This is a genomic window from Bacillus sp. BB51/4, assembly GCF_008368845.1.
Taxonomy (GTDB): domain Bacteria; phylum Bacillota; class Bacilli; order Bacillales; family Bacillaceae_G; genus Bacillus_A; species Bacillus_A wiedmannii.
Genome location: NZ_QOSC01000019.1, coordinates 82,619 through 108,239 on the forward strand (window position 1 = coordinate 82,619; position 25,621 = coordinate 108,239).

Annotated in this window: 23 protein-coding genes and 1 riboswitch; of the genes, 4 read left to right on the top strand and 19 right to left on the bottom strand. The window is 36.9% G+C overall.

Annotated elements, in window-relative coordinates:
* Positions 1-17 precede the first annotated feature (17 nt).
* The 9 genes from gabD to DN392_RS25675 form a co-directional block, all read right to left on the bottom strand.
* Positions 18-1,469, bottom strand: a complete 1,452-nt coding sequence (gene gabD / locus DN392_RS25635; protein ID WP_048567193.1) for an NADP-dependent succinate-semialdehyde dehydrogenase — start codon at positions 1,467-1,469, stop codon at positions 18-20.
* Positions 1,462-2,829 (bottom strand): sigma-54 interaction domain-containing protein, encoded by a 1,368-nt coding sequence (locus DN392_RS25640; RefSeq protein ID WP_048567194.1) that lies wholly within the window; start codon positions 2,827-2,829, stop codon positions 1,462-1,464. The genes gabD and DN392_RS25640 overlap by 8 nt, the downstream gene beginning before the upstream one ends.
* A 115-nt stretch (positions 2,830-2,944) precedes the next feature.
* Positions 2,945-4,309, bottom strand: coding sequence for a 4-aminobutyrate--2-oxoglutarate transaminase (gabT, locus tag DN392_RS25645; RefSeq protein ID WP_048567200.1), 1,365 nt, complete (start codon positions 4,307-4,309; stop codon positions 2,945-2,947).
* A 154-nt stretch (positions 4,310-4,463) separates the two neighbouring features.
* Positions 4,464-5,210, bottom strand: a complete 747-nt coding sequence (locus DN392_RS25650) for an HAD family hydrolase (protein ID WP_000416639.1) — start codon at positions 5,208-5,210, stop codon at positions 4,464-4,466.
* A gap of 137 nt (positions 5,211-5,347) precedes the next feature.
* A complete protein-coding gene (locus tag DN392_RS25655) occupies positions 5,348-6,253 on the bottom strand; it encodes a diacylglycerol kinase (RefSeq protein ID WP_000977669.1) in 906 nt (301 codons plus the stop codon).
* Between the two features lie 470 nt (positions 6,254-6,723).
* Positions 6,724-8,151, bottom strand: a complete 1,428-nt coding sequence (gene gatB, locus DN392_RS25660) for an Asp-tRNA(Asn)/Glu-tRNA(Gln) amidotransferase subunit GatB (protein ID WP_001047687.1) — start codon at positions 8,149-8,151, stop codon at positions 6,724-6,726.
* Between the two features lie 14 nt (positions 8,152-8,165).
* Positions 8,166-9,623: an Asp-tRNA(Asn)/Glu-tRNA(Gln) amidotransferase subunit GatA gene (gene gatA, locus DN392_RS25665; protein ID WP_000051449.1), complete on the bottom strand. Its 1,458-nt coding sequence runs from the start codon at positions 9,621-9,623 to the stop codon at positions 8,166-8,168.
* Positions 9,624-9,638: 15 nt separating this feature from the next.
* Positions 9,639-9,929 (bottom strand): Asp-tRNA(Asn)/Glu-tRNA(Gln) amidotransferase subunit GatC, encoded by a 291-nt coding sequence (gatC, locus tag DN392_RS25670; RefSeq protein WP_000086999.1) that lies wholly within the window; start codon positions 9,927-9,929, stop codon positions 9,639-9,641.
* Positions 9,930-10,070: 141 nt separating this feature from the next.
* A complete protein-coding gene (locus DN392_RS25675) occupies positions 10,071-10,307 on the bottom strand; it encodes a YiaA/YiaB family inner membrane protein (protein ID WP_001254397.1) in 237 nt (78 codons plus the stop codon).
* Positions 10,308-10,525: 218 nt separating this feature from the next.
* Here DN392_RS25675 and DN392_RS25680 point away from each other — a divergent pair, with 218 nt between their 5' ends.
* The 3 genes from DN392_RS25680 (at position 10,526) to DN392_RS25690 (ending at position 12,449) form a co-directional block, all read left to right on the top strand.
* Positions 10,526-11,008, top strand: coding sequence for a MarR family winged helix-turn-helix transcriptional regulator (locus tag DN392_RS25680; RefSeq protein WP_048567195.1), 483 nt, complete (start codon positions 10,526-10,528; stop codon positions 11,006-11,008).
* Between the two features lie 75 nt (positions 11,009-11,083).
* The gene (locus tag DN392_RS25685; RefSeq protein ID WP_080483068.1) at positions 11,084-12,265 is read left to right on the top strand and encodes an ArsA family ATPase; all 1,182 of its coding nucleotides are present in this window, start codon (positions 11,084-11,086) and stop codon (positions 12,263-12,265) included.
* The gene (locus tag DN392_RS25690) at positions 12,258-12,449 is read left to right on the top strand and encodes a DUF3926 domain-containing protein (protein WP_000544095.1); all 192 of its coding nucleotides are present in this window, start codon (positions 12,258-12,260) and stop codon (positions 12,447-12,449) included. The genes DN392_RS25685 and DN392_RS25690 overlap by 8 nt, the downstream gene beginning before the upstream one ends.
* A gap of 176 nt (positions 12,450-12,625) precedes the next feature.
* On the opposite strand, the gene DN392_RS25695 is transcribed toward DN392_RS25690, so the two are convergent.
* Genes DN392_RS25695 through DN392_RS25705 form a run of 3 tightly spaced genes read right to left on the bottom strand, consistent with a single transcriptional unit; the run spans position 12,626 to position 15,176 of the window.
* Positions 12,626-13,480, bottom strand: a complete 855-nt coding sequence (locus DN392_RS25695) for a MetQ/NlpA family ABC transporter substrate-binding protein (RefSeq protein ID WP_000721586.1) — start codon at positions 13,478-13,480, stop codon at positions 12,626-12,628.
* A 21-nt stretch (positions 13,481-13,501) separates the two neighbouring features.
* The gene (locus DN392_RS25700; RefSeq protein ID WP_001261881.1) at positions 13,502-14,167 is read right to left on the bottom strand and encodes a methionine ABC transporter permease; all 666 of its coding nucleotides are present in this window, start codon (positions 14,165-14,167) and stop codon (positions 13,502-13,504) included.
* A complete protein-coding gene (locus tag DN392_RS25705) occupies positions 14,157-15,176 on the bottom strand; it encodes a methionine ABC transporter ATP-binding protein (protein ID WP_000622963.1) in 1,020 nt (339 codons plus the stop codon). The genes DN392_RS25700 and DN392_RS25705 overlap by 11 nt, the downstream gene beginning before the upstream one ends.
* A gap of 123 nt (positions 15,177-15,299) precedes the next feature.
* A riboswitch (SAM riboswitch) is annotated at positions 15,300-15,406 on the bottom strand.
* Between the two features lie 240 nt (positions 15,407-15,646).
* Here DN392_RS25705 and DN392_RS25710 point away from each other — a divergent pair.
* Positions 15,647-16,210 (top strand): cysteine hydrolase family protein, encoded by a 564-nt coding sequence (locus DN392_RS25710; protein WP_002108858.1) that lies wholly within the window; start codon positions 15,647-15,649, stop codon positions 16,208-16,210.
* A gap of 244 nt (positions 16,211-16,454) precedes the next feature.
* On the opposite strand, the gene DN392_RS30530 is transcribed toward DN392_RS25710, so the two are convergent.
* From DN392_RS30530 to pcrB, 7 genes are all read right to left on the bottom strand, one after another.
* Positions 16,455-16,592 (bottom strand): hypothetical protein, encoded by a 138-nt coding sequence (locus tag DN392_RS30530; RefSeq protein WP_000521651.1) that lies wholly within the window; start codon positions 16,590-16,592, stop codon positions 16,455-16,457.
* 194 nt (positions 16,593-16,786) lie between these two features.
* Positions 16,787-18,334, bottom strand: a complete 1,548-nt coding sequence (gene pruA, locus DN392_RS25715; RefSeq protein WP_000259557.1) for an L-glutamate gamma-semialdehyde dehydrogenase — start codon at positions 18,332-18,334, stop codon at positions 16,787-16,789.
* Positions 18,335-18,487: 153 nt separating this feature from the next.
* Positions 18,488-19,258 (bottom strand): TSUP family transporter, encoded by a 771-nt coding sequence (locus tag DN392_RS25720; protein ID WP_048567196.1) that lies wholly within the window; start codon positions 19,256-19,258, stop codon positions 18,488-18,490.
* A gap of 97 nt (positions 19,259-19,355) precedes the next feature.
* Positions 19,356-20,549: a CamS family sex pheromone protein gene (locus tag DN392_RS25725; protein WP_000717038.1), complete on the bottom strand. Its 1,194-nt coding sequence runs from the start codon at positions 20,547-20,549 to the stop codon at positions 19,356-19,358.
* 16 nt (positions 20,550-20,565) lie between these two features.
* Positions 20,566-22,575 carry an NAD-dependent DNA ligase LigA gene (gene ligA, locus DN392_RS25730; RefSeq protein ID WP_000031461.1) on the bottom strand — a complete coding sequence of 670 codons (2,010 nt, stop codon included), beginning with the start codon at positions 22,573-22,575 and terminating at the stop codon, positions 20,566-20,568.
* 15 nt (positions 22,576-22,590) lie between these two features.
* The gene (pcrA, locus tag DN392_RS25735) at positions 22,591-24,840 is read right to left on the bottom strand and encodes a DNA helicase PcrA (RefSeq protein WP_142292457.1); all 2,250 of its coding nucleotides are present in this window, start codon (positions 24,838-24,840) and stop codon (positions 22,591-22,593) included.
* Positions 24,841-24,852: 12 nt separating this feature from the next.
* Entirely contained in the window at positions 24,853-25,542 is a 690-nt protein-coding gene (gene pcrB / locus DN392_RS25740; RefSeq protein ID WP_000272092.1) for a heptaprenylglyceryl phosphate synthase, read from the bottom strand.
* Between the last annotated feature and the right edge of the window lie 79 nt (positions 25,543-25,621).

A 25,621-nucleotide genomic window follows, 5' to 3' on the forward strand; every position in this document is an offset into this window, starting at 1 on the left:
AGATTCTAGTATACTACTTATAGTCCTAATGAAATATATTTAATTTCTAAATATTCCTCGATACCGAAATGCCCTCCTTCACGGCCAATACCACTTTCTTTAAAGCCACCAAACGGTGCTTGTGCAACTGATGGAAGTCCATCATTTAATCCGATAATACCGTACTCTAATGCCTCGCTAACTTGGAATGCTTGACTAATATCTTTTGTGAAAATATAAGCAGCTAAGCCATATGGTGTATGATTTGCACGTTCGATTACTTCTTCAACCGTTTTAAATTTCGCAACTGGTGCTACTGGTCCGAATGTTTCTTCATTCATACAAAGCATCGTATCGTTCGCCAATCCAATTACAGTTGGTTGCATAAAGTGTCCATCTAGCTCTGCAACCTTTTGGCCACCATATAAAACTGTTCCACCCTTTTGAATAGCATCTTCAATATGTTCCTGTACTTTCGAAACTGCATTCTCGTCAATAAGTGGTCCTACAGTCGTTCCGTCACCAAAGCCGTCTCCTACTTTTAACTGCCCTACTGCCTTTTGAAACTTCTCTGCAAATACTTCATACACTTCTTCCTGAACAAATACTCGGTTTGTACATATACACGTTTGTCCTGCGTTACGGAATTTCGAACCGATTACCGCCTCTACAGCTTTATCTAAGTCCGCATCATTCATAACAATAAACGGCGCGTGACCACCTAACTCAAGTGAAACCTTTTTCATCGTTTGTGCAGCACTAGCCATTAATTCTTTCCCAATCTCAGTTGATCCTGTAAAGGAAACTTTTCGAACACGTCCATCTTCCATCCACGTATCAGCAATTGCTTTCGCACTACCTGTTACAATGTTTATTACACCTTTAGGAATGTCCGCTTCATGGGCTAATTCAGCTAATTTTAACGCAGTTAACGGCGTTTGACTTGCAGGTTTTACAACCGCTGTACATCCTGCTGCAAGCGCTGGAGCTACCTTTCTCGTAATCATAGCAGCCGGGAAATTCCAAGGTGTAATAGCTGCCATAACCCCAACTGGTTGCTTCATAACTAAAATACGTTTATTTGGATGAGAAGCAGGAATCATTTCACCGTATACGCGTTTTCCTTCTTCTGCATACCATTCAACAAAGCTATTTGCATAATTCACTTCACCAAGTGCTTCTGCAAACGGCTTTCCTTGTTCCCTCGTCATGATTGCTGCAATCTCTTCTTTATTTTCATCAATAAGTGTGAACCATTTTTTTAACTTCACTGCACGGTCTGCCGCTGTTAACTTAGACCATGATTTAAAAGCTTCATGAGCAGCATCAACAGCTTGCTTTGCCTCTGTTACCCCGCCCTTTGGTACCGTCGCAAATATTTCCTTCGTTGCTGGATTATTTACTTCGATTTGTTCTTGCAATGTAATCCACTCACCATTTATATACATCGCCTTTTTCTCTACATTTACAAACGTCGCTTTTTTATCCAATATTTTCTTCCTCCTCTATAAGTTTCTTTATCTTCCTAGTGGCAGCAGATTGACTTATTTTTAAAAACTCCGCTACTTTATAACTCGATCCATATGTTTTATATGCTTTCAAAATAATATTACGTTCTACTTCTTCTAACATTTTATAGAGACTTTGGCCGGACTGTTCAACCGTTGATTCTTGCATCGCTATTGGCAAATCTTCTATCGTAACGATATCATCAGCAGTTATAACAATTCTCTCAATCACATTTTCAATTTCTCTATTATTTCCTTCCCACGGGTAACCAACAAACATTTGTAATGTGCTAGGTGCTAATTTTACATTCCGGCCATATTTCTCGTTAAAGTGCTGTAAATAATGATAAATGAGCGGCAAAATGTCTTCGGTTCTTTCCCTGAGTGGCGGAATTAAAATTGGAATGACATTCAGACGATAATATAAATCTTTCCGGAATGTTCCTTGTTTCACCATCATACTTAAATCTCGATTTGTTGCCGCTACAATTCTAACATCCACTTTTTTTAATTCTCTTCCGCCAATAGGGCGGAACGTTTTTTCTTGCAACACTTGCAAAAGTTTCGCTTGAATTTCAAGTGGCATTTCGCCAATTTCATCTAAGAAAAGAGTTCCTTTATGAGCTGATTCTAATATTCCCTTTTTCCCTTCACGATTCGCACCTGTAAAAGATCCACCTGAGTATCCAAAAAGCTCTGATTCAATTAAATTCGTTGGCAATGCCGCACAATTAATTTCATGGAAACTTTCATTCTTCCTGTTACTCACTTCATGTAAATGACGTACTAATCGACTCTTCCCTACTCCTGTCTCACCTAAAACGAGAACTGTACTATCTACCACGGATACTTTCTTGATTGTCTCGACTATTTTTTGCATAGCGATACTTTTAAAAATAAGTCCTTCATGTTCATATGTTTCTCTTAATTCTTTTTTATATGTTTTTAACTGATTATCCATTTCCTCTACCTTTTGACGTAATTGGTAGAGCTCTGTAAGATCACGAGAATAACTAATTACTCTTCTTAAATTTCCCTCATTATCAAAAACAGGCCTTGTACGAACGTGTAAATACTCTCCTGATTTTGTCGTTTGAACGAGTTCAATCGGTCTCTTTTTTTCAATTACTTCTAACGTTGCCGATGGATAAAAGATACCATCCTTCTGCAATTCTTTCACATGCTTACCTACTAACTCTTTAGCAGCTAGTTGATAGTGCCTTTCACATGTACTATTTACACGCACAACGATTCCCTTTTCGTCAGTCACAAAAATTTCGTCAAACGCATATTCAAATACATCTTGTAAATCCATTAACACTCGTTCCTTTTCTCCAACCATCCTAGCCACCCCTAACTTCCAATCCATCGATTCACTTCACTACCTTTATTATAAAGTGAATTTTCTGCATTTTATATAGAGTCAGCTAGAATGTTTGCGATTTATTATTTAGCTTTTAAACACGAGCAGTATTTGCTTTCTCATAACAGACTTGCAATGATTCTTCAATTATTGTTAACCCTTCTTCAAGTTGCTCATCTGTAATCACTAATGGCATTAACACACGAATAACATTACCATATGTCCCTGCTGATAGTAGGAGTAATCCGCGTTTATTTGCCTCTGCGCACAAATTAGCTGTTAACGTTTTATCAGGTGCTTTCGTCTTCCGATCTTGAACGAGCTCAAATGCACACATCGCTCCTAAACCACGCACATCACCGATGCAATTATATTTATTTTTCATCTCTTCGAATCGGTTCATTACGACTTTTCCTAATTCTATCGCTCTATCATTTAAATTCTCTCTTTCTATTACATCAAGTACTGCTAACGCTGCCGCACATCCTAGTGGGCTTCCTGCATACGTTCCACCAAGCTCTCCTGGCGCAGATTCATTCATAATTTCCTTGCGCCCAATAACACCACTAATCGGTACACCAGCGCCTAATGATTTAGATACCGTAATTAAATCTGGAACGACATCATAATGATCAATGGCAAAGTATTTTCCTGTACGGCTAAATCCTGTTTGAATTTCATCCGCTACAAATAAGATGCCGTGTTCTGAACAAATATTGCGTACTTCTTGAACAAACTTCTTACTTGGAACGATAAATCCACCTTCCCCTTGAACAGGTTCCATTACAACAGCTGCAATTGTTTCTGGTGCTACTTCTGATATGAAGAAATTCTTAAACTCTTCAATCATAAAGTCATCGTACTGCTCTTCCGTTAATCCTTCTGGACGGCGATATTCGTACGGAAACGGCGCTTTATATACTTCCGGTGCAAATGGGCCAAATCCAAATTTATATGGTTTTACTTTACTTGTCATCGTCATTGTCATTAATGTACGTCCGTGGAAACCTTTAGAAAATGCGATAATACCAGGTCTTTTTGTATATTTACGAGCGATTTTCACCGCATTCTCAACCGCTTCTGCACCACTATTTAAAAATAGTACTTGCTTATCAAAACTTCCTGGCGCTAATGCCGCAAGTTTTTCTGCTAATTCAATATATGGCTCATACATCATGACATTAAATCCAGTATGAATGTATTGATCTACTTGTTTATGAAGCGCTTCTTTAACAGCTGGATGACAATGTCCTACGTTAATTGTTCCAATTGCTCCCGCGAAATCAATGTACTGATTGCCATCAACATCTGTTACAAGAGCACCATTTGCAGATTGTACAAACGTTGGGATGCCGTTACTTACTCCTTTTGGTACTATATTTTGGCGGCGTTCTAATAAAGACGCTGCTTTCGGTCCAGGAATTTGTTCATTTACTTTAGCAAATTTTTTTATGTTCATTACGTACCCCATCCTTTTCTTTACATTGTTTTCTCTTTTCATTGCAAAATGTATGCCAACATTCTTTTCCAACATTCATCCTACATGCCTTCTATGTCGACATAAAAAATAAGTCTATAAAGACTCTTTAAGAGTCCTTATAGACTTATTTTCCTTACACATTAGACTTTCCTTGTTCCCAAATCAACTCACCCGAATGAGAAATAAACTCCCCAACAGATTGTACTACTAAATCCGCAAGTGGTTCTAACGTTTGACGATCTCCTGTACCAGACAGTACTCCGATTGCATAGCAATCGCCACCGTTCTTAGCTAAATACAAATCTGTTGGCGTATCCCCTACGACCGCTACTTCACATGCCTCTAAATGAAACTTTTCACAAAAGGATTCTACAATTCTTTTATCAGGTTTCTGTGCCGGAAACGTATCTGAAGCCACAACATAATCAAAAAAAGATTCTAATTGATATTGTTTTAAAAATAATTCTGTCGGCGCGAAATCATCCGCTGTAACAACACCTAAAATAAATCCTCTATCCTTTAAACCTTGTAAAATTCTCGGTAAATCTGCTGTCATTCTCATATGGGAGCGGTACTCGTACATAAGCGAAAATAATTTTTCACTTACCCACTCATGCATCTCCTCTTCCTTAGATGACGCAATATACTTACAAAGCCCCTTTGCTACATCGAGGCTTGTTCCAGCAGCTATTGCACTACGAGGGTTCACAACCACCCCCTCCACGCCGATTTCTTTTAATAAAGTAGGCTGCATTGACTGTGGAAGTTGATATAATTTTATACATTCAGCGACAAGCTCTTCAGCTACTTTTATCCAAATTGAGTGAAAATCCATTAATGTTCCGTCTTTATCAAATAGTATTGCCTTTACCTTCTCCATAGCATCCTACCTCTCGTTTCTTATCTCCTCCAGTGTATCAATAAAGTATGGATATAAAATAAACGAATTGTAAAAATACCATAAAAATCAAACTAACTTCCAATTTACAATTCCTCTATATAATAAAAAGGATGCCTTTACAGGGCATCCTCTTGTTGTTCAGGAACAAATAGTTCAAGACAATGATATATATTTTCGAATTCCATCGGTGCATCTCCACCGTATTCACCATCTAAGTTAATCATTAGTTTATCTGGTGAATGCACTTTAATTCGATTTGCTTGTGTGTATAGCACTTTTGGGTTATTAATATGTTCACCACGCTGCGCTTGTGTTGCTGCTTTAATTAAGTCAGCGATAGAACCTTTTTTCAGTACTAATAAATCAAATAAACCATCATTAATCGATGCATATGGTGCTACTTTTTCAAAGCCGCCCACTGAACGAGTATTCGTAATTAAAAACATCGTAATTTCTTCTTGTAGTAATTTTCCATCATACTCAATTTCAACATATGTTGGATGTAATGATGGTAACATTTCGATACCTTTTAAATAATAAGCAAGTTGTCCTAATACCGTTTTTAACTTACTTGGCACTTCATATGTTAATTCTGTAATACGGCCGCCACCAGCGATATTAATGAAATATGTATCATTCGCTCTACCAAGATCTAACGGAACTGTTTTCCCTTCACAAATAATATCCGCAGCCTCTTCAATAGCACGAGGTACACCGATCGCACGCGCAAAATCATTGGTCGTTCCAACTGGAATAATTCCAAACTTTGGACGATGTTCATGTCCTACTAAACCGTTCACCACTTCATTTAATGTACCATCACCACCAGCTGCGATAACAACATCAAACTTACGATCCGCAGCTTGCCTCGCTGCCACAGTCGCATCTCCAGGACCAGTTGTCGCATGACAAGACGCTTCATATCCAGCTTGTTCTAATTTTTGTAATACTTCCGGTAAGCTCTTCTTAAATAGCTCGCGCCCAGAAGTAGGATTATAAATAATTCTTGCTCGTTTCATCATTTATTAGCACAGGAAATTTCTTTATATATCAAAAAGAACATACCGAACTTCTATTCAGTATTCCTATGCCTACCTCCTCTCATCTTCCTATCCTTCTTTTATCCCGCTCAAACAGGCAGTAAGAACCCGATTCGTGTAGTCCATCAAAAATAAATATTCATTTCAATGGTTTTGTTTTATTTGACAAAAAATTTATGTCTATCTATTTCCTCACAACAATTTACATATAACGAATAATAATTATCTATTATTTCATGAGATGAAAAAAAACCTCTATGTCTAGATTTATCATTATTCCCACCTTTTTGCAACTATCATACCATAGTTGCTATACAAACATTTTTCCACTTTTGACAGTTAATCAAACGTTTGTTTAAACGATCTTCTCTCATTTAAACAAACGTTTGATTAACCTAGAAAAACACCCATGTACGGGTGTTTTTCTGCTTAATCTTTAAAAGTTACTACTATTATCGCTTATTAATCTCTTCAAGTAAGATTTTGTTAACAAGCGGCGGATTTGCTTGTCCTTTTGTAGCTTTCATAATTTGACCAACTAAGAAGCCAATTGCACGGTCTTTACCGTTTTTAAAGTCTTCGATAGATTGCTCATTATTATCAAGAATTTCTGTTACAACTTTACGAAGTGTACCCTCGTCAGAAATTTGAACAAGACCTTTCGCTTTAACGATTTCTTCTGGGTCTCCACCTTTTTCAATTAATTCGTTAAATACTTTCTTCGCGATTTTAGAAGAAATTGTACCTTTTTCAATTAATTGAACCATTTTAGATAGACCAGCAGGCGTTAATGCAACGTCTTTTAATTCTTTTTGTTGTTTGTTTAAGTATGCAAGCACTTCACCCATTAACCAGTTTGATGTTAATTTCGCATCAGCACCGTCTGCAATTGCAGCTTCAAAGAAATCAGACATTTCTTTCGTTAATGTTAATACGTGTGCATCATAAGCAGGTAAGCCAATTTCTGCAACGTAGCGAGCTTTACGTGCATCTGGAAGTTCTGGAATCGAAGCACGAATTTCTTCTTTCCACTCATCATCGATGTAAAGTTCAACTAAGTCTGGCTCTGGGAAGTAACGGTAATCGTCAGATCCTTCTTTCACACGCATTAAGATTGTTTTCTTCGTTGCTTCATCATAACGACGTGTTTCTTGTTGGATGATACCACCAGATAACAATTCTTTCTCTTGGCGCACTTGCTCGTGCTCAAGACCTTTTTGTACGTAAGTGAATGAGTTTAAGTTTTTCAGTTCCGCTTTTGTACCGAACTTCTCTTGTCCAACTGGACGAAGGGAAATGTTCGCATCACAACGCAAGGAACCTTCTTCCATCTTACAATCAGATACGCCAGTGTATTGAATGATTGATTTTAACTTCTCTAAGTATGCATATGCTTCTTCTGGCGTACGCATATCTGGCTCAGATACGATCTCGATTAAAGGCATACCTTGACGGTTGTAGTCTACTAATGAACCATCAGCTGTATGCGTTGATTTACCAGCATCTTCTTCTAAATGAAGACGTGTAATACCGATACGTTTCTTTTTACCGTCTACTTCAATTTCAATCCAACCATTTTCACCAATTGGCTTATCGAATTGAGAAATTTGGTAAGCTTTCGGATTATCTGGGTAGAAATAGTTTTTACGGTCGAACTTCGTTTCCGTTGCGATTTCACAGTTTAATGCCATTGCAGCTTTCATTGCAAAGTTAACTGCTTCTTTATTTAAAGTAGGAAGTACCCCTGGGTATCCTAAGTCAATTACACTTGTTTGTGTATTTGGCTCCGCTCCGAATTCTGTTGGACTCGCAGAGAAAATTTTCGAATTTGTTTTTAACTCAACGTGAACCTCTAAACCAATAATTGTTTCTAAATTCATCTATGCTCGCCTCCTTACAGACTTGCTTTTTTTGTATGATAGTCTGTTGCTTGCTCAAACGCATGTGCAACGCGGTAAATTGTCGCTTCATCGAAGTGTTTACCAATGATTTGTAGACCAAGTGGCATGTTGTTAGCACCGAATCCACATGGAACAGAAATCGCTGGAACACCCGCTAAGTTTACTGGGATTGTTAAAATGTCATTTGCATACATTGTCATTGGATCATCAACTTTTTCGCCCACTTTAAATGCCGGAGTTGGCGTTGTTGGTCCAATAATAACATCGTAGTTAGCAAATACATTTTCAAAGTCGTTTTTAATTAATGTACGTACTTGTTGTGCTTTCTTGTAGTACGCATCATAGTAACCAGAGCTAAGTGCAAATGTACCAAGCATAATACGACGTTTTACTTCATCACCAAAACCTTCGCTACGTGTGTTTTTGTAAAGGTCTAATAAATTATTTACATTATCAGAACGAACACCGTAACGTACGCCATCAAAGCGTGAAAGGTTAGCAGATGCTTCAGAAGAAGATAATAAGTAATACGTTGCTAGAGCGTATTTAGAGTGTGGAAGAGATACTTCCTCCCAAGTTGCGCCCATACCTTCTAATACTTTTAAAGCAGCTAGTACTGACTCACGAGCTTCTTCGCCAACACCTTCTCCTAAGTATTCTTTCGGTACAGCAATGCGTAAACCTTTAACGTCGCCTGTTAAACCAGCTAAGTAGTTTCCTACTTCAACGTTAGCAGAAGTTGCATCCATACGGTCAATACCTGAAATAGCTTGTAATAAGTATGCATTATCTTCTACTGTACGTGTAATCGGTCCGATTTGGTCAAGTGAAGATGCGAATGCTACTAATCCATAACGAGATACGCGTCCGTAAGTTGGTTTTAAACCTACAACGCCGCAATATGCAGCTGGCTGACGGATAGAACCACCCGTATCAGAACCTAGAGAGAATAATACTTCTCCTGCTGCTACAGCTGCTGCAGAACCACCACTAGATCCGCCTGGAACGTAATCTAAGTTCCATGGATTTTTCGTAGCGTAGAAACCTGAGTTTTCATTTGAAGAACCCATTGCGAACTCGTCCATATTTAACTTACCGATTGTAACTGTGTCAGCAGCTTTTAGCTTTTGCACAACTGTTGCATCATAAATTGGATCAAAGTTTGCTAACATTTTGCTCGCACAAGTTGTACGAAGACCGTTAGTTACAATGTTATCTTTTACACCAATTGGCATACCGAATAATAAACCATTATCTTCAGCACCAATTTTTGCGTCTAATTCTTTCGCTTTCGCGCGTGCGTTTTCTTCATCTAATGTAAGAAAAGCTTTTACGTTATCTTCAACATCCGCAATACGTTTGTAAGATTCTTCTACTAAATCCGTAACGGAAATTTCTTTGTTGTTTAATTTCTTATGTAACTCTGATACTGAATGATCAAATAATGACATCGAAATTCCCCTCCTCTATTCTAATACTGCTGGAACACGGATTTGATTATCTTTGTGATCCGGTGCATTTTTTAATACTTCTTCAACTGGTAAACCTTTTTCTGGTACATCTTCACGCATAACATTTTTCATAGTTAATACATGAGTTGTTGGTTTTACATCAGTTGTATCTAATTCATTTAACTGTTCTGCAAATGTAACAATTGCATCTAGTTGTTTTTGAAATTTTTCAGCTTCTTGATCAGTAATTGCAAGACGTGCTAAATGTGCTACGTGCTTTACATTCTCAACGGAAATTCTTGACACGGCTAGGCCACCTCCATAATATATCGTTCAATCTACAATACTATTGATGATACCAAATTTTCAGTACTTCAAGCAAGTCAACACACGGCACTTACTGCATTTTTACATAAAAAAAGAAAGGCAATTGCCTTTCTTTACAATTTACTCCTTATCTACCGGTTTATTTTTCGGAAATCTCTCGTTATCTTCTTCATTATCACGAATTGTTTTTTGTAATACAAAACAAGACATCGTTAAAAATAATGTGCCTAATAAATAGTACCCTTTTACACTAAGCGTTTCATCTAACGTATAAATTCCAATTAGCATACCTGAAAGCGCGCAAACAAATGAAGTCCATGCTAAAAACGTGAACGCTTGCGTATTACGTCTTCTCATTGTTCTCCCCCTCGTTAGCTGTGCATCCATTATAGATAAGTATATTTACCATGATGGATTTTTATGTAAATTCTAGTTTTATATTTATAAATCTACCATTTCAAAGTAAGTTTTCTGTCTAATCTGAAAAAACAATCAAAACTATTGACATTTATTTCAATTCTGCATAAAATAAAAACAAATATTACGAACCTCGAAATATACGGGAGTGGAAATAATTGTTGCAATATGAACATTTTTTAGACTTACTGCTTGATAACGCCAAGAAACTTTTTTATCCTGAAGAATGGGTAAGCCTAGATTTAACACTTTCTAAAACAGAAGTATTTTGTTTACTTTGGATGGAGCGAAATACAGATATTACAATGACAAAAATTGCTGACCTTCTTGATATACCGATGAGTACAACGACAGGTGTTGTAAATCGCCTCGTAAAAAAGGGATATATTGAAAGGTACCGTGCTGAAAACGACCGACGCATTGTATTAATTCGTTTAACAGAAAACGGCGTAACGCTCGTCCAAGAAGTAAAACAAAATGCAGCCCATTACTTTAACCTAGTGACAGAAGCATTATCAGAAGAAGAAAAGGCATTCTTACTACAAATCTTCCAAAAGATCATGAATCACATCGCTACGTCACAGCAAAAAACAGAAGAAAAGGTTTCTACACCTAAAATGAAAAACATTCCGATTGAATAAAACCCTAGTTGGGTTTTTATTCAACATTTTATTTCGGCATTCGTAATATTCGATACTCGAAACAAAGGGGATAGAATAATGAGAATTATTTTGTATACAGGTAAAGGCGGCGTAGGAAAAACTAGCATTTCAGCAGCAACAGCACTTCAAAGCGCAAAACAAGGATTAAAAACATTAGTAATGAGTACAGATCCTGCTCATAGTTTAGGAGATTCATTTGGTATAAAGCTATCTTCTGAGCCATTAGAAATTCGTGAAAATTTGTGGGCACAAGAAATTAATACGATTTATGAGATGGAAAAAGGCTGGGGGAAATTACAGAAATATATTACGCTACTCTTCACCTCCAAAGCAGCTGATGATATTACAACAGAAGAATTAACGATGTTTCCTGGTATGGAAGATTTAATTCGCTTACTTCGCGTACTCGATTATTATAAACAAAACACATATGATGTTATTATCATTGATTGTGCTCCAACAGGAGAAACATTAGCAATGCTCAGCTTTCCAGACATGCTCGGCTGGTGGATGGAAAAACTCTTTCCTATTAAAAGAAAAGTTTTAAAAGTTGTTCGTCCTGTAGCTCAACCACTTCTTGGTGTCCCCCTTCCAACCGATGATATTATGGACGAATTAACGAATACACTTGAACAGCTCGGAGAAATGAGAGATATTTTATCAAATCGAGAAATAACAAGTATCCGCATCGTTGTAAATCCCGAAAAAATGGTCATTAAAGAAGCTCAGCGTAGCTTTACGTATTTAAATTTATACGATTATAACGTAGATGCCATTATGATTAACCGCGTCATCCCTAACACTGTCACCGATCCTTATTTTCAAGCATGGAAAGATACTCAAAAAAAATATAAAACATTAATTCAAAATAGTTTTCAGCCGCTTCCTATTTACGAAGCTCCTATGTTTGAACAAGAAGTTGTCGGTTTGTCCATGTTAGAGCGTGTAGGAGACGCTTTATTTAAATCAGATTCTTCCCCTACGGAAGTGAAATTTAACGGGCGCACTCAATATGTAAAAAAAGATGGCGATGAGTATATTTTCGTTCTCTCCATTCCCTTCTCAAACAAAAGTGAACTTTCATTAAATCAAAAAGGTGATGAACTTATCATTTGTTCAGGTTCTGTGAAACGGAACATCACATTACCAAAAACGTTAACACACCTTTCTATTCAAGGAGCTAAGTTCGAAGAAGATGTACTAAATATTCGGTTTGGAGGTGTAGTACATGCATGAGGAACTACTAAGAAAGGTAATTCGTACAAAAATAAAAGTCGGTATGAATATATTAGAAGAGTTACCTACCCCAATCCAACAATCAGCTAAGCAAATACTAAATATTTTGCAAGAGGAGCTAGCTGCTTATCCGAAAGAACAAGAGCATCATGAGGATAATTTAAAAAGTATCGTAATCGAATAACCACAAAAAAATAGACCAGGAAAACTCCTGGTCCATCACTCTACTTAACAAACATTGGATTCTACGTTATACAGAATTGGAAGGTACAGAATTAGGGTTTTGTTTGTTAAGTAGATTATATGTTGAACGAGCTAACAGCGGAGGGGTTCCTTCTGCTAGTCCGTTAAACTCAATCATTATTTTACGATTTTTTCAAGCTCATCAAGTGAAAGATCTACTGAAATGGAACCATCATTTGTTTCTTTCTTAATTGCATCTGTTACTTCTTTTGAATGATATAGTTCAATTACTTTTTTCAGTGTTGGATCATCTTTATCTTTCGTACGAGCTGCGAAAATATTGATATATGGCTTCGCATTTTCATTCTTTGGATCTTCTAAGAAAATTGGATCCTTCGCTGGATCTAATCCAGCTTGACCAGCAACACCGTTATTAATAACTGAAGCTGCAACATCTTTTAATACACGAGGTGTTTGCTGTGCGATAACCGGTGTAATTTTTAACTTCTTCGGATTTTCAGCAATGCCGCTTGGATCTCCGAATAAGCCAAAGTCTTTCTTAAGCTTTAATAATCCAGCTGCATCAAGAAGTTTTAATGCACGAGCTTGGTTCGTTGGATCATTTGGAATCGCAATTTCTGAACCATCTGGAATTTCATTTGCCTTCTTATATTTTTCAGAGTATAAGCCCATTGGTGCAATTTGCGTTGTACCAACAGCTGTAATATCTAACTTATGCTCTTTTTTAAATTGCTCTAAGAAAGCAACGTGCTGGAATGAGTTTAGTTCAATATCTCCATCAGCTAACGCTTTATTTGGCGTTGTGTAATCAGAGAACTCAACCAGTTTAATTTTAATTCCCTCTTTTTCAGCTTTTTTCTTTAAAATTTCCCAAGCGTCTCCATCTGTTCCGGTTACGCCAACGCGAACTACTTTCTCTTTTGCTCCTGCCCCCGTGTCTCCACTTGAGCAGCCGCTTAACGCTGAAATTCCTACAATCGCTGATAATGCAAATGCTAAAATTTTCTTCATTTTCTTTTCCCCTCTTCCTTTTTATGATCTGCGTAAAAAGACTTTCGCAAAGTAGTTTCCTAAATTTTGAGCTACCTGTACAAGAATAATAAGTAAAACGACCGTTACGAACATAACTGATGTATCAAAACGTTGATAACCATATGTCATCGCTAAGTCACCAAGACCGCCACCACCGACAAGCCCAGCAACTGCAGAAAATTCAATTAAACCAACTGTCATAAACGTAACACCTAAAATCAATGGCGCTAACGCTTCTGGCACAAGGATTTCAAAAACAATTCTAATTGGTGAAGCCCCCATCGCTTGAGCTGCTTCAATGACTCCCTTTGGAACTGAAACAAGATTTGTTTCAACCATTCTAGCAATACCGATTGATGCAACTAACGTCATCGGAAAGATTGCTGCTGCTGTTCCAATCGTCGTTCCGATAACACTTCTTGTTAGTGGGCTTAAAGCTACTAAGAAGATAATGAATGGAACCGGACGAATTGTGTTAATAATGATATTAAGAATAGAAAAGACCCATTTATTTTCTAAAAAGTTCCCTTTTCTCGTTACATATAACAGTAAACCTAGAGGTATACCAAGAATTGTAGCAAATATAAGGGTTACAATTACCATTAAGAGGGTATCCCCCGTCGCATCTACTATGCGGGGCCAAAATATACTCCAATCAACTCGCATGAGCTTTTACCTCCTTCAGCTGCACTTGTAGTCGTAGATGTTGTAATGCTTTTTGAATTTCTTTCTGCTCACCTTGCAGTTCTACAAGTAGATTTCCAAATAGCACATTTTGAAGTTCAATAATATTTCCGTACAGTACGTTTACATCGACGTTATAGTTTTTCGCGATATATGATAGTACCGGCTGCCCTGTCTCTTCACCAGTAAATGTTAAGCGATAAATTTGTCCACCATTTTGAATTTTCCCTAGAACACTTTCCGGTAAATGATCATTAATAATGGAGCGTACAAAGTTTTGAGTTGTCTTTGTTTTTGGTTGTGTGAAAACGTCAAATAGTTTTCCTTCTTCAATAACCTTTCCCTTCTCCATTACAGCTACACGGTGACAAATTTCTTTCACAACATGCATTTCATGTGTAATGAGTAGAATCGTTACATTGTATTCTCGATTTACTTTCTTTAATAAGTTCAGAATCTCTGTCGTTGTTTCTGGATCTAAAGCTGATGTTGCCTCATCACATATAAGAATGTCTGGCGATGTTGCAAGTGCTCTAGCAATGCCAACACGTTGTTTTTGACCACCTGATAGTTGCTCTGGATAATAGTTTGCTTTATCTTCTAATCCTACAAACTTCAGCAGTTCATTTACTCTTTCTTTTATCTCATTCTTTGGTACTTTCGCTAACCTTAATGGATAAGCAATATTCCCAAACACTGTTCTTGAATTAAATAAATTAAAACTTTGAAAAATCATCCCGATTCTTTGTCTTAGCTTCCGTAATTCTTTCGTCGATAAAGATGTAATATCTTTATCATCTATTGAAATCGTTCCTGCCGTTGGTCTCTCTAACATATTTACTAGGCGTAATAACGTACTCTTTCCAGCGCCACTAAAACCGATGATACCGAAAATTTCGCCCTTCCCAACTGATAATGTTACATCCTCCACCGCATGAACAGATTGCCCACCTGATTCATATAATTTACTTACGTTGTTAAAAGAAATCATTTTCTTCCCTCCTATATGCTGTAAAAACTTGAAGTAGAGCTTTCGAGGTAAAATAAAAAGTGCTCTCCTTCTTATCAACCATAAAGATAAGAAGGAGAGCACTTATATGTACTCGTTCACATCTTCTCATCTTCCAAGCCTTTTATAAGGCTTGCTGGAGTTAGCACGGTATTAAAAAACCCGTTGCTGAGGTATCGTAGGGCCAGTCCCTCCACCTCTCTGGATAAGAATGTATCGATTTAATTGTCGTTTAATTAATTCTCATTATAGAACTCAGAATAATAAGAGTCAATACATTTTTTAGAAAAATATTAATTATTCCTCTATTAAAATTTTCAAATAAAAAATCACATACAATAATGATTTTTAAAGTTATGTTAAATTCTCCTCCTTCATATTTTTTAAAAGGAGAATCCTTTCTATAAATTGAATACCATTATTTGAATATGAAATCGGAGGAAGATGAATATATGAAAACAGCTCTTTTACTCGTTGATATTCAAAATGATTATTTTCCACATGGAAAGATGGAATTGCGTAATCCAGTAGAAGCAAGCCAATATGCTAGTCAGCTGCTACAACTCTTTAGAACGAAAAACGAACCTATTTTTCATATCCAACATGTAGCAATAAAAGATGACGCTACTTTTTTCCTACCCAATACAGAAGGTGTACATATTCATGAAAGCGTACGTCCACTTAGAGAAGAAACCGTTATACTCAAACATTATCCAAATAGTTTTCGCGAAACTGATCTTCTAGAACAATTACAACGTTTAAACATTGAGCACGTCATCATATGCGGGATGATGACTCATATGTGTATTGATGCTACCGTAAGGGCTGCTTTTGATTTCGGCTTTCCATGTACCGTTATACATGATGCTTGTGCTACAAAAGATCTTTCTTTTAAGAATGCTACTATACCGGCCGTTTATATTCATAACACAATTTTGGCTAGTTTAAATGGAGTATATGCAACTGTAATGAGTACAGAGGAGTTTTTGGCTACAAAAAAACACTCCCTTCAGTGAGCAAAACCGAAAAGAGTGTTTCTTGTCAAACCATAGATTTTCTTTCAAATTGTATTATACAGGAAATCCTTAAAATGAATACTAAAAAATATGACTAATAAGTCAACTTTTCTCGTTGTTTTGTTTCTATTTACATGTTTATCCCGATATTAATAAGGTTTAGCTAGTTCCAAGTACCGAATGGTAATATACGGTACTTAGAACTGGTTTCTCCTATCAAAAACGTAACATATTATTTATCTGTTTATTTTTGCTTCTTTTTCAAATACTCCGCACGCAATTTTTCAATTTGCTGCTTTTTATCAAATTTGGCAGGCGTCTGTTTTTCATGAAACTTTGCCACGGCTACCTGACTTTTGTAATCCAATTGATATTTTCCCACTTTGTTCACCTACTTTTCTTGTCTTTAAAGAGAATCTATTCAACAAATATAGTATACCTTATTTACTGAAGTAAACCTTATTACTTTATTAGTTTTTCTACTCATATCTATCTTGATCCAAATATAGAAAATTTTTCAAAAAAAAAAAAAAAAAAGAGATCTTCGCAGACTGCGAAGATCTCTTCTACTATTTCTTATAAAGTTTCAGAAGTAGTTTTTGCTTGCATGTGAAGTGCTAAGTAGTCAGGGCCACCAGCTTTAGAGTCTGTACCAGACATGTTAAAGCCACCGAATGGTTGGTAACCTACGATTGCACCAGTACATCCACGGTTGAAGTATAAGTTACCCACGTGGAATTCTTCACGTGCTTTTTCAATATGGTCACGGTTATTAGTAACAACAGCACCTGTTAAACCGTATTCTGTATTGTTTGCAATTGCAAGTGCATGATCAAAGTCTTTTGCTTTACAGAATGCTACTACTGGTCCGAAGATTTCTTCTTTCATTAAGCGAGCATCTTCTGCAACGTCAGCAACGATTGTTGGTTGGATGAACCAGCCTTTAGAATCGTCTCCTTCGCCACCTGTTAAGATTCTACCTTCTTCTTTACCAATTGCAACATAGCTCATTACTTTATCGAATGCAGCTTGGTCATTAACAGGACCCATGTTTGTACCTAATACAGCTGGGTTAGCAACTGTTAATTCTTTCGTTAATTCAACAGCACGATTTAATACGTGATCGTATACATCTTCATGGATTACTGCACGAGAACATGCAGAACATTTTTGTCCTGAGAATCCGAATGCTGATGCAACGATAGATTTAGCTGCTAATTCAAGATCTGCTTCTTTATCAACAACGATTGTATCTTTACCACCCATTTCAGCGATAACGCGTTTTAACCAAATTTGGCCTGGGTTTACTTTCGCTGCGCGCTCATAAATACGGATACCTACATCACGAGATCCAGTGAAGCTCACGAAACGTGTACGAGGGTGATCTACTAAGTAGTCACCAACTTCAGAACCATTACCTGGAACGAAGTTTACTACGCCAGCTGGTAAGCCAGCTTCTTCTAATACTTCCATGAATTTCGCTGCTACTACAGGAGTTGTACTAGCTGGTTTTAGTAATACTGTGTTACCAGAAACTAAAGCAGCTGTTGTCATACCTGCCATAATTGCGAATGGGAAGTTCCAAGGAGAAATGATAACACCTACTCCTAATGGAATGTAAGAGAAACGATTATATTCAATTGGACGGCTTTCTACTGGAATACCGTCTTTTAATTTTAACATTTGACGACCATAATATTCCATAAAGTCGATTGCTTCTGCTGTATCAGCATCTGCCTCATTCCATGGTTTACCTGCTTCTTTTACAAGAATAGCAGAGAATTCATGTTTTCTGCGACGAACGATTGCTGCAGCACGGAATAAAATGTCTGCACGCATTTCTGGCTTTGATTTTCTCCAAGTTTGGAATGTTTCATCCGCTACTTGCATTGCTTTTTCAGCTAACTCACGGCTTGCTTTTGAAACGCGACCAACAAGTTCCTCTTTATTTGCAGGGTTTACAGAAACAATTTTGTCTTCTGTAGTGATTTTTTCTCCCCCAATAATTAATGGATAGTCTTGTCCAAGATAAGATTCTACTTTCTTTAAACCTTCTTCAAACGCTAATTTGTTAGCCTCCACTGAAAAATCTGTAAATGGCTCATGTTTGTATGCTACTACCATTCTTTTTAGCCTCCCCTTAGAAAAACGTTTACATTTTACAACATTATTCTACACGATAATTTAGATTTATTCAAATATTCCTAGACTTATATTTTAAAAATTAATTAATTTTTAAAATATAATAAAAAAATAGAGTTATACATACGTATAACTCTACAAAATATGAGTATATTCCAAAATGTTTTTTCCAATCAATAAAATAGTTACTAACAAAAATAAAGTTCTTACATATCCAACACCTTTTTGGACTGCAAACTTCGATCCAAAATAAGCGCCAAAAATCATCGACAATCCCATAATAATACCGTATTCAAAATGAATTACGTCTAAAAATAAAAAAGTAATTAAAGATACGATATTACTAACAAAGTTCAAAAGTTTTCCAGATGCTGCCGCCTGAATAAAATCCAAACCAACTAATAAAAATGCAAAAATTAAAAAGGATCCTGTCCCTGGTCCAAAAAATCCATCGTAAAACCCTATCATTAAAATAACAAAGAAAAATATTAATGTTTTTCTTTTCGTCATCTTCTTATAGGTAGATACACTTCCCCAATCCTTTTTTGCAATAATATAAATGGCAATAAACACCAACATCACAAGCACTAACGGACGTAAAATATCTGGCGGAATAAACTTTACTACTAAAGCGCCTGCGACCGCTCCTATAACAGTTAACGGGATTAACTTTCCTACAATTTTAAAATCGACCTTTCCTGATCGAATAAAATAAACTGCACTCGTAAACGTCCCCATCGTTGCAGCTAATTTATTCGTTGCAATTGCCGAAGCTGGTGGTAAACCAACAAACATAAGTGCTGGAAGCGAAATTAATCCTCCACCGCCAACAACTGAATCAATAAAAGCTGCTAAAAAGCCGAATGCAATTAATAAAATAATGACTTGAAAACTTAATTCGTCCATGTGCTTTACCCCTTACACCCCATTATTTATAACATTTTAAATTATAACAAAATTCCTCAAGAAAAAAAGCCGTTCCATAAAGGAACAGCCCTCCTATTTAATCTAAAATTTTCACAAATGGTTCATCTTGCTTTGCTTCACGTATAATAATTGCTTCTGGGCGTTCTACAGATTTAATCGTTACTTGTACTTTCATATAATTCGGGAAGTATTCCATAACAAGCCCAGCTACATATTGTGTAAAACCAATTATTTCTGCTTTCCCATTAAACTGGACAGGAATATCAAGCTTTATTTCTCTTAATTCATCATCTCTATACATACCAGTACCGATAACAGCTGTATAGTCGCCTTGGAAATAATCGCTTAGTTTTGATTTAAAGTTCGATACTCTCGCCAGATCTTCACGTTTATTATCTGTTTTCGCTTGTTCAGATGGGAACAAATAATATTTCTCATTAATTTGTTTCCAATCCTCAACCGTTTCACTGCCTTTTTCAACATTCGCATAAGAAACAAAGTTACCTGGCACGAGTGAAGCCTTTGGAGCCTGACGATAAATTGCAAATGTTATCGGAAGGTTTTTTGTTTCAGGCTGTTTTTGATGCATAAATTTCAAGACTTCTTGCGCCATTTTTTTCCCTTCAGCTACCATTTTTTCTTGCTCAATTTTAGCCTCACGCGGATAACCATGCTCTTCCTCGTAATAATGAACCGAGTTCATCGCTAAACCAATTACAATGCCTTGGCGCTCATCTGATTCGCCTTTTTTCACATAATAATCATGCTCTAAAATATTTGAAATATATATTGGATTTTTTTTATTCTTTTCCTCTAATGATTCAGATCCTCCACCTAACGCTGGGTTTAACCCAATGTTTGGAAATTTAACTGCATCTTTTTTTAATTTGTCCTCTAGTTCCTTTTGTTCAGCATCTGTACGCTTTCTTTTAACAAGCATCTGCACATTTTGAGTATCTAGAGTACTTCCACCTTTAAAGAAATGATCTTTCGTACTAAAGGATTCTTTTGCAATACGCATTAATCCTGTTTCAAATTCATCTATATCAAGACGATTACTTACTCCTTGTACAACTAAACCACGTGCAGATCCTGCTTCAAATGGAATAGTCGCCTTATAGTATTCATCCGAAATAGCGTACTTCGGAACGATTGCTTGCTCTTTTGCTTTCCCCGATTTCTCAACCACTTTTTCATCTTTATCGGCACCTGCACTACACCCACTTACGAGTAGGCCAAGGCTTAATACCGCTAATGCTATTTTTTTCATGGTAAGTTTGCACCTCTTACTTATTTAGCTCTTGTAAGAACCTCTCTTCATTCCAAACCTCAACATTATGCTTCTCTGCTTGTGCTAATTTCGAACCTGCTGCTTCACCTGCAACAACTAAATCCGTACTTTTACTAACACTTCCTGTTACTTTTCCACCTAATGCCTCAATCTTTTTCTTCGCTTCACTACGTCCCATAACTTCTAATTTCCCTGTTAAAACGACAGTTTTTCCTGCGAAGTACGACTCAACATTTTGTAAATCAGCAATTTTTATGCCTTTGTATGCCATATTCACGCCATACTCTTTAAATTGTTGTAATAGCTCTAATACGTCTTCATTATCAAAATACGTCACGACGGATTGAGCCATTTTTTCACCAATTTCATTAATTGCTTTTAGTTCTTCTTCCGTTGCTTTCACAAGCGCATCCATCGTTTCGAAATGCTCTGCAAATGTACGTGCTGCTTTCGCTCCAACATGGCGAATACCAAGACCAAATAATAATCGTTCTAATGAGTTGTCTTTAGAATTCTCAATTGCTTGTACTAAATTCGTTGCTGATTTTTCACCGAATCGTTCTAGCTGTAATAATTGCTCTTTCGTCAACGAATATAAATCAGCGAATGTACGAATATAATCAGCATCAAAGAGTTGTGTAATGACACGTTCTCCGAGTCCATCAATATTCATTGCATTTCTTGAAACGAAATGGATTAATCCTTCTCGAATTTGAGCCGGACAAGTTGGATTTATACAGCGAAGTGCTACCTCTTCTTCTAAACGAACTAGTTCACTCTCACATGCTGGGCAATGCGTTGGCATATGATATTCTTCTTCCTCACCAGTACGCTTATCAAAAATAACGTTCACAACTTCAGGAATAATATCTCCGGCCTTCTTCACAACAACATAGTCACCAATTCGAATGTCTTTTTCACGAATTAAATCTTCGTTATGTAAAGAGGCACGACGAACGATAGTACCAGCCACTCGCACTGCCTCTAGCTCTGCAGTCGGTGTTACAACCCCTGTGCGACCAACACTTAATTCAATGCCTGTTAATCTTGTTACAACTTCTTCAGCCGGGAATTTATAAGCAATCGCCCATCTTGGACTCTTTGCTGTAGTTCCTAAACTTTCTTGAAGAGCAACATCATCTACTTTTATAACGATTCCATCGATCTCATAATCAAGATGCGGACGTTTTTCTTGCCATTCTTCTACATAAGCTATAACTTCTTCGATTGTTTCACATGTACGACGATTTGGATTTGTTTTGAATCCAAGTTCACCTAAGAAATCAAGCGATTCACTATGTGATGGAATTGTTTTTTCTTCTACATTCGCAAGACCGTACACAAACATAGATAAGTTACGTTTCGCTGCAATTTTGGGATCAAGTTGGCGTATTGAACCTGCTGCCGCATTACGCGGATTCGCAAATACATCTTCACCATTTTGCTCTTTTTCTTCATTTAACTTAACGAATGAACGCTTCGGCATATAAGCTTCGCCTCGTGCTTCTAACGTTACTTCTTCATTTAAACGGAGCGGGATCGCTTTAATTGTTTTTAAATTTTGGGTAATATCTTCCCCTGTTACACCATCACCACGCGTTGCCCCTTGAATGAAGCGTCCTTTTTCATAATGAAGTGAAACAGCAAGTCCGTCAATTTTTAATTCGCATATATATCTTACATTCGCATCATCAATTCCTTGGCGTACTCGTCGGTCGAAATCACGTAAATCTCCTTCGTTAAATGCATTTCCTAAACTTAACATCGGTGACTTATGTGTTACTTTTTCAAATATATCAAGAACCGTTCCCCCAACGCGAATGGAGGGGGAGTCTTCACTCATAAACTCTGGATTCTCTGCTTCTAATTTTATAAGCTCCTGCATATTACGGTCATACTCCGCATCAGAAACAGAAGGATTGTCTAATACGTGATACTGATAGTTAAATGTATTTAACAAATCACGCAGTTCTTCTATACGTTGTTTTGCTATCTCTTTTGACATACCCTCATTCCTTTCCTATTGTTTCGTCACAGGTGCAAATTTTGCTAACAAACGTTTAACACCAATCGGGCTTTGGAACGCAATATCTAATTCTTTTGCATCACCTTCACCTTTTACACTGACAACTGTACCGACTCCCCATTTTTGGTGGGAAGCTTTATCGCCTACTGCCCAGCCAATTTGCTCGCCACCTGTCGTCTTAGCTGCAGGACGCGCGAAAGCTGAACGAGAGCGTGTTGTGGTTGTAGTTGTCATTCTACTTGTACTTGTCGTTCTTCCTTTTGCACCAAACGAAGTTTCACGCTTTGGCGCTGTTTCATTTAACGATTCTACTAGCTCTGCCGGAATTTCTGTAATAAATCGAGAGGCAGCGTTCATACTTGTTCTACCAAATAAAGTACGCATTTGTGCGTTAGATAAATATAACTCTTCTTCTGCACGAGTAATACCTACATAAGCAAGGCGACGCTCTTCCTGCATTTCATCTTCTTCCATTAGAGAACGAGTATGCGGGAATATTCCTTCCTCTAAACCAACAATAAAGACAACTGGGAATTCTAATCCTTTCGCTGAGTGCATCGTCATTAAAATAACTTCCTCACCAGCAGTTGGATCTTCATCGACACGATCAATATCAGCAACAAGCGCTAAGTCTGTTAAGAATGCAACAAGACTCTTATCTTCGCTTTGAGATTCAAATGTTTGCGTAACAGATAAAAACTCATCTAAGTTCTCTAAACGACCTTCTGCTTCTAAAGTACGCTCGTTTTTCAACATATCGCGATAGCCTGTTTTTTCAATAACTTCTTCTACCAATTCTGTAACAGATAAATACTCTTGCATATTTACCCAGTTGTGTAATAAACCTGCGAATTCTTTTACTGCCTTTGTAATTTTTGCACTTACTCCAACATGCTCAATCTCATCGAATACAGCAGTCAATGAGATTCCATTTTGTACACCGTAATTAATAATTTTATCGATAGAAGTCGCACCAATTCCGCGCTTTGGCATGTTAATAATACGTGCGAAACTAATCTCATCATCTGGATTCCCAATTAAACGTAAATACGCCAAAATGTCTTTAATCTCTTTACGATCGTAGAACTTCGTACCGCCGACAATTTTGTAAGGAATATTAGATTTCAGGAAAATCTCCTCGACCATACGAGACTGGGCATTTGTACGATATAACACTGCAAAATCAGTATATTTTCGTTTTCCCATTTGAATATCGTCACGAATTTTTTTCGCAACAAAATATGCTTCGTCTTTTTCCGTCGCAGCACGGTAATATGAGATTTTGCTTCCAACTTGATTGTCTGTCCATAATTTTTTCGGTTTACGGTTTGAATTTTTTTCAATAACAGCATTCGCTGCATTTAAAATATTTTGTGACGAACGATAGTTTTGTTCTAACAGAATAACTTGCGCATTCTCATAGTCTTTTTCGAATGACAAAATGTTAGAAATGTCAGCCCCGCGCCAGCGGTAAATAGACTGATCTGAGTCACCTACAACACATAAATTTTTAAAACGTGCTGCTAAATGTTTTACAAGAAGGTACTGTGCTTTATTCGTATCTTGATACTCATCCACATGAATATATTGGAACTTACGCTGATAAAACTCTAGTACTTCTGGAACACGTTCAAATAGCTGAATCGTTGTCATAATTAAATCATCAAAGTCTAATGAGTTATTTTTCAGAAGACGTTTTTGATATTCTGTATATACATCGCTCGTTAATTTTTCATATGGATCAGCGATTGTAATTTTTTTCGCATATTTATCTGCAGATAACAATTCATTTTTCGCATTACTAATACCAGCTAAAATAGAGCGTGGCTCAAATTTCTTCGGATCAATATTGCGCTCTTTCATAATTTTTTTGACTACAGTTAACTGATCGCCTGAATCTAAGATTGTAAAGTTACGATTAATACCAATACGATCGATATCACGTCGTAAAATACGTACACACATAGAGTGGAACGTAGAAATCCAAATATCTTCTGCTTCTGGTCCGACAAGTGTATCAATACGCTCGCGCATTTCACGAGCCGCTTTATTTGTAAAGGTAATAGCTAGTACATTCCATGGCGCTACACCTTTTTCACCAAGTAAATACGCAATACGATGTGTTAACACACGTGTTTTACCACTACCTGCCCCTGCCATTAATAGAAGTGGTCCGTTCGTTGTTTGTACTGCTTTTTGTTGCTGCGGATTTAAACCATTTAATAACTTATCTGTCTTACTCATATACGCCTGCACCTACTCTCCTTTTACTGCTTTAACTGTTTTTAACGCGGATTTTATATCATCATAAATAATATTTCCAACAACTACTGTATCAGCGTATTGTGCCATTTCCTTCGCTTGTTCAGCATTAGAAATACCGCCGCCATAATATAACTTCGCTTGTTTTAATTCTGCTTTTACATTTTTAACAAGTTCAACGTCTCCATACGTACCGCTATATTCTAAATAAAATATCGGTAAACGTAATAGCTTGTCTGCTAAACGCGCGTATGCAATTACATCATCTTCTGTTACATCACATTTCGCATCTGTAAGCTGAGCTACTTTCGCTTCCGGATTTAAAACACAATACCCTTCCATAAAAATTTCATCCCAGTCCATAATATCCCCAAATTCTTTCAAAGCCTCATGATGAACACCTGTTACCCATTCTACCTTTCGGCTATTTAAAACGCTTGGGATATAATAAAAATCAAATCCTGGTGTAATTGCTTCCACATCAGAAACCTCTAACACACAAGGAACTGCATATCTACGAATGCTAACTAGCATGTGTAATACATTATCAATTGTAACTCCATCACTTCCGCCTACAATAACAGCATCTGTTCCAGACTCACAAATCATTTCTAAATGTTCGTCACTTAACTCCTTATTTGGATCAAGCTTAAATACATGTTTCCACCCGGAAATATCGTACATGAAAACACCCTTTCTTTTCTCTATTTATATATATTTCTGTTCAAAATAACAGTTTATTTTCATCAGGATTTTTTTAACT

What these genes read in the sequence shown, in the direction of transcription:
- DN392_RS25640 (WP_048567194.1), bottom strand. Translation starts at nt 2,829, where the DNA reads ATGGTTGGAGAAAAGGAACGAGTGTTAATGGATTTACAAGATGTATTT.
- gabT (WP_048567200.1), bottom strand. Translation starts at nt 4,309, where the DNA reads ATGAACATAAAAAAATTTGCTAAAGTAAATGAACAAATTCCTGGACCG.
- DN392_RS25650 (WP_000416639.1), bottom strand. Translation starts at nt 5,210, where the DNA reads ATGGAGAAGGTAAAGGCAATACTATTTGATAAAGACGGAACATTAATG.
- DN392_RS25655 (WP_000977669.1), bottom strand. Translation starts at nt 6,253, where the DNA reads ATGATGAAACGAGCAAGAATTATTTATAATCCTACTTCTGGGCGCGAG.
- gatB (WP_001047687.1), bottom strand. Translation starts at nt 8,151, where the DNA reads ATGAATTTAGAAACAATTATTGGTTTAGAGGTTCACGTTGAGTTAAAA.
- gatA (WP_000051449.1), bottom strand. Translation starts at nt 9,623, where the DNA reads ATGTCATTATTTGATCATTCAGTATCAGAGTTACATAAGAAATTAAAC.
- DN392_RS25675 (WP_001254397.1), bottom strand. Translation starts at nt 10,307, where the DNA reads ATGAGAAGACGTAATACGCAAGCGTTCACGTTTTTAGCATGGACTTCA.
- DN392_RS25690 (WP_000544095.1), top strand. Translation starts at nt 12,258, where the DNA reads ATGCATGAGGAACTACTAAGAAAGGTAATTCGTACAAAAATAAAAGTC.
- DN392_RS25695 (WP_000721586.1), bottom strand. Translation starts at nt 13,480, where the DNA reads ATGAAGAAAATTTTAGCATTTGCATTATCAGCGATTGTAGGAATTTCA.
- DN392_RS25700 (WP_001261881.1), bottom strand. Translation starts at nt 14,167, where the DNA reads ATGCGAGTTGATTGGAGTATATTTTGGCCCCGCATAGTAGATGCGACG.
- DN392_RS25705 (WP_000622963.1), bottom strand. Translation starts at nt 15,176, where the DNA reads ATGATTTCTTTTAACAACGTAAGTAAATTATATGAATCAGGTGGGCAA.
- DN392_RS25710 (WP_002108858.1), top strand. Translation starts at nt 15,647, where the DNA reads ATGAAAACAGCTCTTTTACTCGTTGATATTCAAAATGATTATTTTCCA.
- pruA (WP_000259557.1), bottom strand. Translation starts at nt 18,334, where the DNA reads ATGGTAGTAGCATACAAACATGAGCCATTTACAGATTTTTCAGTGGAG.
- DN392_RS25720 (WP_048567196.1), bottom strand. Translation starts at nt 19,258, where the DNA reads ATGGACGAATTAAGTTTTCAAGTCATTATTTTATTAATTGCATTCGGC.
- DN392_RS25725 (WP_000717038.1), bottom strand. Translation starts at nt 20,549, where the DNA reads ATGAAAAAAATAGCATTAGCGGTATTAAGCCTTGGCCTACTCGTAAGT.
- ligA (WP_000031461.1), bottom strand. Translation starts at nt 22,575, where the DNA reads ATGTCAAAAGAGATAGCAAAACAACGTATAGAAGAACTGCGTGATTTG.
- pcrA (WP_142292457.1), bottom strand. Translation starts at nt 24,840, where the DNA reads ATGAGTAAGACAGATAAGTTATTAAATGGTTTAAATCCGCAGCAACAA.
- pcrB (WP_000272092.1), bottom strand. Translation starts at nt 25,542, where the DNA reads ATGTACGATATTTCCGGGTGGAAACATGTATTTAAGCTTGATCCAAAT.